The sequence below is a fragment of the uncultured Gimesia sp. genome (genome assembly GCF_937919775.1).
Classification (GTDB): Bacteria; Planctomycetota; Planctomycetia; order Planctomycetales; family Planctomycetaceae; genus Gimesia.
In genome coordinates, this window is sequence record NZ_CALFPF010000257.1 from 1 (window position 1) to 13,062 (window position 13,062).

Annotated in this window: 10 protein-coding genes; 4 read left to right on the plus strand and 6 right to left on the minus strand. The window is 52.5% G+C overall.

Translation table 11 applies throughout. The features are described from left to right. The first annotated feature begins 582 nt into the window (after positions 1-582). A complete protein-coding gene (locus tag Q0294_RS06850) occupies positions 583-3,045 on the plus strand; it encodes a Tex-like N-terminal domain-containing protein (RefSeq protein WP_299462356.1) in 2,463 nt (820 codons plus the stop codon). 43 nt (positions 3,046-3,088) lie between these two features. Beyond that, positions 3,089-3,661, plus strand: a complete 573-nt coding sequence (gene thpR / locus Q0294_RS06855) for an RNA 2',3'-cyclic phosphodiesterase (protein WP_299462359.1) — start codon at positions 3,089-3,091, stop codon at positions 3,659-3,661. Here the strand turns inward: thpR and Q0294_RS06860 are convergent. The 6 genes from Q0294_RS06860 to aroE all read right to left on the minus strand — a co-directional run bounded on the left by Q0294_RS06860 (position 3,652) and on the right by aroE (position 9,454). Continuing rightward, entirely contained in the window at positions 3,652-4,551 is a 900-nt protein-coding gene (locus tag Q0294_RS06860; RefSeq protein WP_299462362.1) for a DMT family transporter, read from the minus strand. The two genes, thpR and Q0294_RS06860, sit on opposite strands and share 10 nt — an antisense overlap. 35 nt (positions 4,552-4,586) lie before the next feature. Continuing rightward, on the minus strand, positions 4,587-5,324 hold the full coding sequence (gene hisA, locus Q0294_RS06865) for a 1-(5-phosphoribosyl)-5-[(5-phosphoribosylamino)methylideneamino]imidazole-4-carboxamide isomerase (protein ID WP_299462365.1): 738 nt from the start codon (positions 5,322-5,324) through the stop codon (positions 4,587-4,589). Between the two features lie 36 nt (positions 5,325-5,360). Next, a complete protein-coding gene (hisH, locus tag Q0294_RS06870; RefSeq protein WP_299462368.1) occupies positions 5,361-5,966 on the minus strand; it encodes an imidazole glycerol phosphate synthase subunit HisH in 606 nt (201 codons plus the stop codon). 150 nt (positions 5,967-6,116) lie between these two features. Beyond that, positions 6,117-7,394: an A24 family peptidase gene (locus Q0294_RS06875; RefSeq protein ID WP_299462374.1), complete on the minus strand. Its 1,278-nt coding sequence runs from the start codon at positions 7,392-7,394 to the stop codon at positions 6,117-6,119. A gap of 24 nt (positions 7,395-7,418) precedes the next feature. Beyond that, complete coding sequence (locus Q0294_RS06880) at positions 7,419-7,946, minus strand: shikimate kinase (protein ID WP_299462377.1); 528 nt, start codon at positions 7,944-7,946, stop codon at positions 7,419-7,421. An 11-nt stretch (positions 7,947-7,957) separates the two neighbouring features. Next, complete coding sequence (aroE, locus tag Q0294_RS06885) at positions 7,958-9,454, minus strand: shikimate dehydrogenase (RefSeq protein WP_299462380.1); 1,497 nt, start codon at positions 9,452-9,454, stop codon at positions 7,958-7,960. 714 nt (positions 9,455-10,168) lie between these two features. On the opposite strand from aroE, the gene Q0294_RS06890 reads away from it, so the two are divergent. Together Q0294_RS06890 and Q0294_RS06895 are read left to right on the plus strand one after the other, a co-directional pair. Beyond that, on the plus strand, positions 10,169-11,131 hold the full coding sequence (locus Q0294_RS06890; RefSeq protein ID WP_299462383.1) for a prenyltransferase/squalene oxidase repeat-containing protein: 963 nt from the start codon (positions 10,169-10,171) through the stop codon (positions 11,129-11,131). 430 nt (positions 11,132-11,561) lie between these two features. Continuing rightward, positions 11,562-13,062, plus strand: a 1,501-nt coding sequence (locus Q0294_RS06895) for a PAS domain-containing protein (protein WP_299462387.1), incomplete at its 3' end; no start/stop codon positions are given.

Sequence of the window (13,062 nt, forward strand, 5' to 3'; positions counted from 1 at the left end):
ATGGATCATTCGCGCAAGCCAGACCGATAAGCATTTGAGAATGTCTGACTGTCTCTATATCGGCAGTGGAGAGGTCCGGTCCTAACGAGAAAAACGATTCTACCGGGAGAATGAGTGAGATAATTTCCTACACGGAAACCAAAACACTGTAGAACCGCTTTCCTGCAAAAAAACAGTAAAAACAATCCGAAGTCATGCCTGTTTCACACGACGTCCCGCATCGGGTTCCCGCAAATCAATGCCTGCCAGAAGCGTTGCACAGTCTCTTGTGGAAGACTTTATACTCATACAAAAAAATACAGATCAAGAAATACCATTTATCGATTCCGTTCAGACCGGATTCGGGTTGAGCGTGACCTGTTTTGAGTGACGTAAGCCTATCCAATTTGAACAGAGACCATTACACTTCCGAGAGATAAACTCCCGCTGCGCAATGCGCGGAGAAAGGTGAGAGCTTGCGACCATTTCTATTTTTTCTGAAAACCGTTATTCTTACAGTGAGTCATATTACTGTTCCTGTTATTTAATCAGATTCCTATTCTATGTTTTCGGAACTATTGATCGAAACGAATCGAGATCGAAATGGATGCGGTTGAGATACAAGCAAATCATTCCAGTACGCAATTCTCTGCCACTGATGCAGAGCAGATGGCGCTGGAACTGAATCTCACAGCACAGCAGATCCTGAATGTGATTGCGTTGCTGGATGAAGGAAATACGGTTCCCTTTATTACCCGTTATCGAAAAGAACGCACGGGCAATCTGGATGAAGTTCAGATTCGTGATATTCAAAAACGGGTGCAGTCGAAACGGCAGATCTGGGAACGCGCTTCGACTATCCTGCGTTTGATCGAAGCACAGCAGCAACTCACTCCCCAGTTAAAAGCAGAAATCGAAAAAGCCGACACGCTCAAACGACTGGAAGATCTCTACCGCCCTTACCGACCCAAAAGAACCTCGCGCGCCGCGACAGCCAGAAAGCATGGCTTCGAACCTCTGGCCGATGCCATCTGGTCTGGTGATGCCTCCATTGGGGATCTGACGGAAGCAGCAAAACAATATACCAAAGGTGAAGACGGCGCACGCACGACGGATGAGGTTCTGAAAGGGGCCGCCGATATCCTGGTGGAAAAAATTGGCGAAGATCCCGATGTGCGTGATATCTCCCGTCAGATCGCCTGGAGAACCGGGCGTCTGGTCGTGAGTGCCACCAAGAAAGCAGAAGAATCCGGTCAGGAATATCGGGACTATTTCAATTACTCGGAACAGGCCGTCAAAGTGCCTCACCATCGTACGATGGCGATCAACCGGGGAGAAAAAACCGGCGCACTGCGGATCCGTTTTGAATGGACTGAAGATGCCGCCTGCAAATCGATTCTCAGCCATCTCAATTTAAACGGTCATCGCTTCAACGAATTTCTGACGGAAGTGGTCACCGATGCATTGCAGCGTCTGGTGCTGCCCAGTCTGGAGCGGGAAATCCGCCGCGAGCTGACGGACAAAGCGGAAATCCATGCGGTTACCGTGTTCGCCCAGAATTTGAAAAACTTACTGCTGCAGCCCCCCCTGCAAGGCGAACGCATTCTGGCCATCGATCCCGGCTTACGCACCGGCTGCAAACTTGCCGTGCTCGACGAACTGGGCAACTGTGTGGCCACCGATCTCGTGTATGTCACAGGTTCCGCCGACAAAAAAGATTACGCGCGCAACAAGCTCGCCGACATGATGCAGGAACATCAATGTAAACTGGTCGCCATCGGCAACGGCACTGCCTGCCGCGAAACGGAAGAAATCATCACGGAGATGATTGAACAGAATCTGCCCGAGGCCCGTTATTTAATTGTGAATGAAGCGGGCGCCAGTATCTATTCTGCCAGTCCGGTCGCTCGCGAAGAATTTCCCGAACTGGACGCCACAATTCGCGGCACGATTTCCATCGGCCGCCGCCTGCAGGACCCGTTGAGCGAACTGGTAAAGATCGATCCCCAGCATCTGGGGGTTGGCATGTATCAGCACGATGTGAATGCGAAGCGTCTGAAAGAATCGCTGGATGAAGTCATCGAATCGTGTGTGAATTATGTCGGCGTGAATCTGAATACCGCCAGTGCCTCACTGCTGCGTCACGTTTCGGGAATGAATCAACTGATTGCCAGACGGATCACCGAATGGCGCGAAAAACATGGCTCATTTCAGAATCGAAAACAACTGCTGGATGTCGCCGGGGTGGGAGAAGCAACGTTCACCCAGGCGGCCGGTTTTTTGAAAATTGATGCGGGCACCGAACCTCTCGACACAACCTGGATTCATCCGGAAAGTTACGAGCACGCCCACAAGGTGTTCACGCAACTCGAGCTGCCTCAAGACAGTCTGAAAACTTCGGCGGAAGACCGCGCTTCGATCATTGAAAAAGTCAGTCAGATCGATAAAAAAGAACTCAGCCGGAGTTTAAAGATCGGCCTGCCGACTCTGGAAGACATTCTGGAAGCCATCGTCCGCCCCAAACGCGACCCGCGTTCCGACTTGCCCGGCCCGATCTTCAAGCAGGGAGTATTAAAGCTCGAACAACTGATTGAAGGTATGGAACTGCAGGGCACGGTTCTGAATGTGGTGGACTTTGGCGCGTTCGTGGATGTGGGATTAAAAGACAGCGCGTTGATTCACGTCAGCGAAATGGCCAATCACTTTATTAAAAACCCGTATCAGTTCGTCTCAGTAGGCGACGTGATTACCGCATGGGTCCTGGGTGTGGATCTGGAACGCCGCCGCGTCTCGCTGACTCTGATCAAACCGGGCACAGATCGCCTGCCGAAAAAAGAACAGGTTGTCAAACCGGCTCCTCCCAGAGCAGAGCCGGAAAAAACAGAAACCGCGCCTGCCGCCGGTACGGACACCGGCAGTCGTAAAAACCAGCAGCAGCAAAAGAAAAAACACACGCCGAAACAGGCACCCCCGGCTCCCAAACTGACCAAGGAAATGAAAACCGGGGAACAGCCTTTACAGGGCTTCGATCAACTGAAAGCACTTTGGAACCAGAAAAAGAAATAGGAACATCCCTTTCCGTTTCTCTGACGGAAACCTCGAATGAATTATGATGCACACCAACCGACGCACGCGAACATTTATCGCAGTCCCCATTCATCCGCCGCGGGGCCTCAGAAAACTGCTGCCAAAACTGGATCAACTGGGCACTGCCGTCAGACCGATCCTGGTTGACCAGATGCATATTACCCTGAAGTTTCTGGGGCCGACTGAGCTGGACGACATCATGCCCATCAGTCACCTGCTGAAAAAAATGCGCACCCTGTTTCCCCCCATCAAACTGGCCTTCAAAGGGCTGGGCGCATTCCCCAACGCAGAACGCCCGAATGTCATCTGGGCGGGCATTTCCGATCCCGCCCCATTAGCCGAAATGGTGCAATTCCTGGAACAGGAAACAGAATTACTGGGTTACCCGCTGGAGCGCAAAGGCTTTCATCCCCACCTGACACTGGCACGCGTGAATGCCAAGCCGCCGGAAGAACTGTTTGAAATTCTGCGGGATCGCGCGAATGCGGAGTGGGGAGAAGTGACCGTCGATACCATCAAGTTTTTTCAGTCCGAACTTAAAACGGAACGGGCGCAGTATCACGAAATGCAAACCATCAAACTGATTCACCGCTGAACATTTTCCGGTTGCAAAATCAGTTTCGGTCTGAAAAACAGAAAACGCACGGCCAGCCCCAGCACAATCAGCGAACAACCGACGAGCGTGGTCAGCGAAACCGTCTCGCCCCAGAACAGCCAGACCCAGATCGGATTCAAAATCGGTTCGGTCAATACCAGCAGGGCGGCTTCCTGCGAATTGACGGTTTTAACCGCGTGCGAAAAAATCACATACGGGGTCCCCATCTGCACCACTCCCAACGTGGCGATCAGAAACAACTGCAAACCCGTCAGCGAGATCCCCAGCGTTAACGCCCAGGGCGCGACGAGGGCTGCCGACACCAGCAGACAAAGCGCCACCAGCCAGGCCGGGTGCTCGTCTCGCAGCTGGCGAAATAAAATCACGACCAGCGCATAAGCAACGCCGCTCATCAAAGCAATCATGTTGCCCGTATAATTCTTACCCGACCAGTCCGCCGTCACGATGCAGAAAATGCCCACCATGACTATCAACATCGCCACAATCGAACCGCGTTCGATGCGTTCTTTCAGAAACACCAACCCAAACAGCATCGCCCAGACGACGCTCGTATTCTGCAGAAAAATGGCGGCGGCGGCCGACGTTTTTGTCATCGCGGTCACGAACAGCAAATTCATCGAAGCAAAGGCAATCAGCAGCGGTATCAAGCCGGGACGCCAGCGGACGTATTGGAATTTCACAAACGGCAGCAGAAACAGCCCGGCAAAAAACGCCCGATAACAGGCCAGAATCAAACCGCGATCCGCTTCCGGAATCGATTGAAACGGAGGCGACTTGATAAACACGCCGCTCAAACTCCACAAGACCGAAGCCAGCAGCACCAGCAGCCGTGCCCGGAACAGCTTACCTCGGTCTTCGTCGTCCGTCATGAAATGCCATCCGTTCTGCTGCTATGGAAACTCCCTCACAAACTGGCGGCGATGGCGGCGGGAACTTCAATCGTCCCCTCATACAAAGCCCGGCCGATGATCGCGCCGATTAACTTCGGATACTGCCGACTGACTTCCGCCAGACGGGAAACATCTTTGAGTGTCGTCACGCCCCCCGAAGCAATCACGGGCAAACCCAGTTCTGCCAGCGCGATCATATCCTGAATCGTGGCTTCATCAACCCCCTGCATCATGCCATCGTTGGCGATGTTGGTATAAATGACGGCTGCCAGTTCGACGCCCACATATTCACCTGCCAGATCGATGGCCGAGGTTTCCGAGACATCCAGCCAGCCTTCGGTGGCGACTTTCGAATCGCGGGCATCCAGTCCCAGCGCCAGTCGATTGGGATAACGCTGGACCATCTCTTTAAACCACTGCGGATCTTTCAGCGCCTGCGTGCCCACAATCACGCGGTCGATACCCACGTCATCCAGCATCAACTGAATGGACGCTTCATCGCGAATGCCGCCCCCCATCTGACAGGGCACGGAAACGGCTTCCACTATCTTGCGCACGACTTCATGGTTGACGGGTTTGCCGGCCTTCGCACCATCCAGGTCCACCAGATGCAACCGCGAGGCACCTCCGTCTGCCCAGCGACGGGCCATTTCGGTGGGGTCATCGCCGAAGACCGTTTCCTGACCGTAATCGCCTTGTCGCAAACGAACGCATTTGCCTCCTCGAATATCGATGGCGGGCAGTATTTCCATAGCTGAGCTGACTTTCTTTTACCTGATGAACGTAAATTAAAATGAAGCGAAGTTCTGCAGCAGTTTCAAGCCCGCGTTTTGACTTTTTTCCGGATGAAACTGCGAGGCGACAATATTGTCGCGGGCCACCATCGAAGCAAAGCGGCAGCCGTAGTCGGTCCAGGCGGCGACATCCGATTCGTTTTCGGGCACGACATAATAACTGTGTACAAAATAGAAATATTCATGTTCGGGAATGTCGGCCAGAATCGGGTGCGCGGCGGTGCGTTCAATCTGATTCCAGCCCATATGCGGAATTTTCAGATCGGGCTGTTCCTCGAAACGCACGACTTTTCCCGGAATGATGCCCAGCCCCTCGTATTCGCCGTCTTCATAACTGACATCAAACAGCAACTGCAGGCCGAGACAGATTCCCAGAAAAGGCTTGCCGGAATTGACGTGTTCCAGAATCGGTTCCACCAGCGACTGCGTTTTGAGCGCCTGAATCGCATCCCGGAACGCGCCCACGCCGGGCAGCACTAATTTTGTGGCTTGGGAAATCGTTTCCGGTTTGGAACAGACGGTTGCTTCAACCCCCACCTTTTCAAAGGCTTTCTGAACACTTCGCAGATTTCCCATTCCATAGTCGACAATTGTAATCATAGTTTTTTCTAATTCCAGGTCTCAATCTTTGACGCACAAACACGCAGTGATGACACCAGAGACTTTCCTGAGTTCAGCGCGTGCAGCCGATTCTAGTGTTTACAGCCGTTTTTGTGAATGATGCACCGCAAAAGCGCGCGGTTTCAGGTGTTAACGCCCCTTTTTCCACTGCTGGTAATAGTGTGTTCCCCGTCCGGCTCGGGTATGCGCGTCTGTATTCAGATCCCAGCGTCCCTGGCGTTCGTCCACGTTTTCCCCCGCCTGAAAGCTTAATTGATCAGCGGATGTCCATTCTTCCTGCCATTGTTCTTCGTAATATAAGGGGAAACCCAACATCCGTTTCAGCAGTTGTGTGAACATTAAACAGCCCCCCAGCAAAACCAGCATCACGACCGCCAATATCGGGAGCAGTGGTCCCAGATGGCAGATCCGTTCGGCCAGTGGCCAGATTTTCGGCCAGCCCAGCAGCACCAGCAGCGCCCCCAGGCTGAGGTACGGGCCAAAGGGAATTTCCCGAGTCTGTCGAAAAAAGATGGAGACCGCCACCACCGCCAGAGCGCACAAAGGCGAAATCACAAACACGGTCACCGTCGCCTGCCAGCCCAGAAAGCTGCCGATGACAGCCATCAAAATCACATCCCCAAAACCCATCGCTTCCTGCCGCAACGTCCACTGTCCGATAATTCGCACGGCCCAGACCACTCCGCCCCCCACAACCAGACCGACCAGACTCACCGCCAGCCCGTGCAGATGAGGATATTGAATCACCCACTCGGGCACTTTCTCGACAATGAAATACGCTCGATACTGCTCGGGAAAATAGATGCCCAGCAAACGAACCACAGACGGTTCCTGAAACCAGACCGGCACCAGATAAAACAGACCGAAGACAAAAGAACCGACCACGCCAATGAACAGCGCCGGCATCGTGGCGCCGTCGGGAATGATTTTCAGATCGAAGTCGATGAAGGTGGCGACCATCAGCGATTCAATCAGCACCAAATGAAACAGAAAACGCAGATTCAGCAGCATGACCGGCGTCATCCAGGAATTCACCGCAAGCAAATCGGGTGCATACGCCGAATACAGGCCGCTCTGCTGCAGCGTCGCCTGACCACTCAAGGGGACTTCCGCACAATACAAGAGCACAAAAATCGCACCATTCAGCAGTTCGACTAACGCTTCACGATACGTCCGCTTGTAGGGAAACGTGGAATTGCGGGACCGCGTCAGAAAGACGCCGATAATGGGAATGTGATAGCGCGACCAGAGGTGACGCATGCGACGGCCGACGCGTTTCCAGGCGGCTCCCACGCGTTCTTCACGGGGAATTTCTTCGATACAGAGATTAACCACACGCCCCAGGACTGCGCCCAGCAGAAACAGCAACACGAGTATGAGATTGGGGTCGATTCCGAAGGGGGTCATAGTCCGGGAAACTTTCGTCGTGCCTTAAAGGGTTGAATCCAGAGAGTCCATGATTTCATCGACGATTTGGGAAACGGTTTTGGAATCGGTCTCAACCGTGATCGTGGCGCATTCCCGATAAACGGGGTCACGCTGATCGAGCAGATTCTGAATTTCTTCGCGCGGAGAAGCACTGGCCGTCAATGCAGGCCGACGGCTGGTTGTGGTGGCATCCTGAGAAATCCGCTGTTCCAACGCTGCGACACTCGCTTTGAGCCAGATCACCGGGCCTGCGTCTCGCATTTCCCGGCGTGTCTCGGCATTCAGAATCGCACCGCCGCCCGCGGCAATGATCAGCTTATCTCGCTGAAGTAAATTCTGCATGACTTCACGCTCTATCTGACGAAAGTGCGATTCCCCTTCGTCGGCAAAAATCTGTGCGATTGATTTTCCGGCCACCCGTTCGATTTCGTCGTCGGCATCCAACCAGTTGAAGCCGTGTCTTTCTGCTAAAGGCGCAGCCACACTGCTCTTCCCACTGCCCCGGTAGCCAATTAATGTCATCACTGTCATTTGAGATTTCCCTAGAGTTTTCCGACTGCGGAAATTCCTTTTCGCAGCGTTGCCCGCATGACTTCCAGGGGAGGTTCTTTACCCGTAAACAGCTTGTATTGAGCGGCTGCCTGGCGCACGAACATTTCAATTCCGGACACCGTTTTACAGCCTCGCTCGCGCGCCTGTTTGAGAAGCAGCGTATTTTCCGGATTATAAACCGTGTCGAACACCAGCATATCGTCCTGCATAAAGTTCTGAGCAAACGGCGTTTCGTTCACCTTGGGAGACATGCCCACCGACGTGCCATTCACCAGAATGTCATAATGACCGCTGCCCCGGTTTTCCCAGGTGCTATAGTTACAGCCCAGATCCTTTGCCAGTTTTTCTCCCCGTTCGCGGCTGCGATTCGAAACCGTCAACACCCCACCGGCACTGATTACCCCGGCGCCAATCGCCCGAGAGACACCGCCGGCCCCTAACAGCAAGACCTGTTTGCCATTAATCGGATCGCCGGTCGCTTTCCCCTGCGGGTCGAGGCCGAGACGAATGCTGTCGAGCGCTGCATCGTAGTCGGTATTGCGGGCGTGCCAGACTTTTTTACTGTCACGAAACAGCGTGTTAGCCACGCCCATACTTTGGGACGCTTCGTCTGCTTCATCGGCCAGCTTGAGTGCGCCCGCTTTATGCGGAATCGTCACACTATATCCTTGCACATTCAGCCACTGGAATTCCTTCAGCGTTTCCGCCAGCCGGTCTTTGGGCACACGAAACGGCAGATAGACAGCGTCAATTTTATCGTGACGAAACGCGAGGTTGTGAATCAAAGGACTCAGACTATGCGCAATCGGATCACCGATCACCCCGTACACGGCCGTCTCCGGTCCGATCTGGTCATAGTGATAAATGCCGGTCATCTCGGAAAATGCCAGTTGCCCCGGCGCTAATTCTCGCTCACGACTGAACGTCGCGTAAGTAAACGGCGCGCCATATTTCCCGCAGAGAATCCGGCTGATCACGCCGTACTCGCCCATGCAGAAACCAATTGTCGGCACCTTGGCATTGGCCACCAGTTTCAGCATCCGCACCGAATCGCCGGGAGAATTGGCCATCGTGACTATTTTGACAATATCGGGATCTTTCTCGCACATCGAAGCGTAGATCTCTTCAAGATTGTCCGGCGTTTCATCAAAATTGTGATGGCTGATAATGCGTTTGGTTTTTCCGTAACGCGGAATCGATGTGGCGATGTCGTCTTCAATGTCGACGTATTCGACTTCCGCGACGATGGCCGTTCTCAGCAGCGCCTGCCGCTGTTCTTCGGTACGGTTCCAGCGTCCTTTGTCTTCCGGCCGACGGCAGGTCACGACGACCGGCGTGGGACGGTCTTTAATCAGACGGTTCACATCGGGGGAACGTGCGATCCAGTCCAGACGCAGCTCCACCAGTTCCGCCCCTTTTTCCGCCAGGGAGCGGTGTTCCATCATCACCATCTTGTGTCGGGTTCGACCAATGCTGACACAAATCATTGCTTCTCTTCAACTTTCTTGATTGATATGCAGAGTCTGCCACTGAGGATCACAGGCTCGTGTTCCCCTCAGAGAGACAAAAGAACGAATTCACGAGTTCACAGTGTAACCAATATCGTAGCCCGACTCAAACAAGTGTCTATCCTGTTTCCAGGTTTACTACCGCCTCTCCAGGGCTATCCGGATCAGGTATGATAACATTTCGTGCCGCGATGGCTCAGCGAAACGCGTTTCCGGGGACTCAACCAGATCGCGAAGAGGGTTCGTGTTGTAGGGATTATACCGCATCCCCGATGACGATTTAATTCTCGCCAAGCTGACCCTCTGCTGCGGCAGACTCTCACTGGTAAGCGCGGTCAATTCCCCTGGCCTGTCGCAAGAATATACCGTTGAAGAAGGACGAATGTGTTCAGTTTCATGAGCGGTACAGCGCTGTCCGCCGTTGTGTGTCGGCACACATCTGTAAAACGGTGGCTGGCGCCATTCCGCTCATGTGGATGTGCGTTGAAGCAACAGCAGACCGGATTTACCAGACTTTCATGATGTTGCACAAATCACTTGAAACGCATCTCTTGTACAGGATGCATGCCCCTTGCCTTCTGTTTCCTGAACTCGAAAGTCAAATCACTGATACTTTTCATGAGCGTGGGCGGATATAATGAAAGCGTCGTTTTAGATTTCTTTTTCTATATCGCATGCGGAAAGGCTGGCGTTATGTTTGCCATCGGTTCTATTTTGTTGACGGTATCGATGGCTGCCTTGCCCGAGGATCAGGTCACAACAACTCAAGTTCGCGAGACGATTCAACGCAGCATTCCCTATATCGAGGAGAAAGGGCTGTGGTGGATTGAGCAAAAGAAATGCGTCACCTGTCACCGTGTTGGGACAATGGTCTGGAGTCTCGGCAGCGCGAAACTGAATGGTTTCCAGGTCAGCGACAAGCTGGATGAATGGCTGCAGTGGGCCGTCGACCAATCGCTCTCGAAAAATGAGAAAGGCACCATTGTGGGTCTGGGAAACAAAGAAGGGGTGGCTCAGATTCTCTGGAGCTTCGATCGCACCAGCGTTGTCCCGGATCAAATAGAGGCTCGGAAAAAACTGGCCGCCCTGCTGCTGGACGGACAACAGCCGGACGGTTCCTGGAAGGCGGGAGGGCAGCTCCCCTTTCAAAAACGACCTGCGTCGGAAACAAACAGCGTCACTACCATGTGGCTGATACTGACGCTACTCAGGGAGGGCACCAACAAGGAAAACGCGCAAGCGGTCGCGCAGGCGATGCAGTACATCAAAGCCAGTCCTCCGGGAAAGAGTACCGAATGGTATGTGGTGCGATTATTGCTGGCGGTTCAAGAGAAGGATTCTGATCTGCGCGACCAGATGGTGAGTCAACTCCGCAGTCTGCAAAAGCCGGACGGTGGCTGGGGCTGGATGGTGGCTGACGAAAGCGACGCGCTGGGAACGGGCATGGCTCTATACGCTCTCGTTGTCGCGGGCCTGGATCGGCAGGATGCTTCGGTTAAAGGAGCCCAACAGTTTCTGGTCAGCACTTTACGCGACGATGGTTCGTGGCCAGTGCGTGGTACCAAAGAAAAGAAAAAAGCGAGTATTGAAGAAACAGCCGTCTTCTGGGGCACCACCTGGGCCGTCATCGGACTGGTAGAGAGCCTGCCGCAATAGTCGGGGATCTTCTGCGATGCTAAAGTGAGCCTTGCTTAAAACAGCAGGATCCTATCAGTGAGGCATCTCACTCACTACCGCTGGCCCGAACGCCACAAGCGTGGCATTCTTGGATTCTATTCTGGATGTACTTGTAGAATTTCCACTAAAACCGGTTCAATAATCAGTTCAATTCCTGAACACGTATTTCCAAAACCAAATTCGAAGATAAAATAGTATGTTACTATTTTTGGGTATATATTGTTAAAGTGTCATTACAAAACAAACATAAAACTGGAGTCATTTTTTAAACCAAGCAGCAATATATAAAAATCAGGACTATCAGGAAAAAGACGTCCTGTAGTGGTTCCCCTCTTCTCATCACTACAACAGGAGTCAGCCTGAGTGAACGCCAATTGATCGCGCGGGCTCATGAAAAAAGGCTGTGAAGATGGGTGAATTTTTTTCCAAGCTTTTTGATACATCGGATTATCCTGCCCGCTGGAGTTGCGGGAACTGGAGTGCCGGAGAAGGCTGGCTGCATATCTTGTCAGACATCGGCACCTGGTCAGCTTATACTGCGATCCCGATTGTTCTGCTGTACTTCACATTTAAACGGAATGATTTTCCCTTCACCAAGCTGTTCGGACTGTTCGCTGCGTTCATTCTGCTGTGTGGAACCGTGCATCTGGTCGAAGCCGTTATTTTCTGGTATCCGATCTATCGGATTTCCGGTCTGCTTAAATTAGCGACGGCACTCGTCTCCTGGGTCACCGTGATTGCATTGATCCGGTATACGCCGCAAGTTTTGCATTTACCATCGGTTGCCACAACGAACAAACAGCTGGTCAAAGAAATTGAGCAACGCAAAGAGGTCGAAAGTGAACTCCGCTGGATGCAGGCTCGTTATGAAGCATTCTTGAACGGCACCAGTAGCATTATCTGGATAACGGATCCGCAGGGAAAATTTATTGCGCCGCAATCTTCATGGCAACGCTTCACGGGCCAGAACTGGAACAATCATCAGGGTGATGGCTGGCTGAATGCCGTACTTCCCGAAGATCGTTCTGAATTGTCTACTTTCTGGAATTCTCCAGCTCAGGGAAATTCCTGTCGGCGTATCCAAGGGCATATCTGGCATGCCGAAAGCCAGAGTTTTCGCCCGGTAATCTTCGAGGCTGTCCCCGTGCTTGATTCGTCTGGACAGGTGCTGGAATGGGTAGGTACCGTCAGTGACATTCACGAGCAACGGGTGGCGGAAGAAAGTCTGAGTGCTGCTGAAGCAGCTGTTGAGCAGCGACAGCGTGAACTGGAGCTGATTTATGAATCAGCTCCGGTCGGAATGAGTTTGATCGATCGGGAATTCCGCTACGTGCGAATTAATGAAACTCATGCCCAAATGAATGGCATCCCCCGTAAAGCCCAATTGGGAAAAAAATGCAATGAACTACTGCCGGGAATCGCGAGCACCATTCAGCCCCTGTATGAGCATGTCTTCAAAACGGGACAACCAGTCAAAAACCATGAAGTCTACGAAATCAATTCGGAGCGAAGTGACCGAAGGTGCTGGCTTATGAATTTTTATCCCCTGTCAAATGACAAGGGAGAAGTCTGGGCAGTCAGCTGTATCATTCAAGACATCACTGACCGTAAGATTATGGAAGAGTCTTTGCGTGAAAGCGAACAGCGGGCAATGCAGGCGAATCTGGCGAAAAGTGAGTTTCTGGCCAATATGAGCCATGAGATTCGAACGCCGATGGCCGCGATTCTCGGATATGCGGACATCCTTTCAGAACGCCTGCAGGACACGGACTGTTATGAGTACGTTGTCATTATCAAACGGAATGGTAGATATTTAATTGAGCTGATCAACGATATTCTTGACCTCTCACGTATTGAGGCAGGGAAACTCGAATTTGATATAGAACCTGTCTCACTCCCCGATTTCGTCA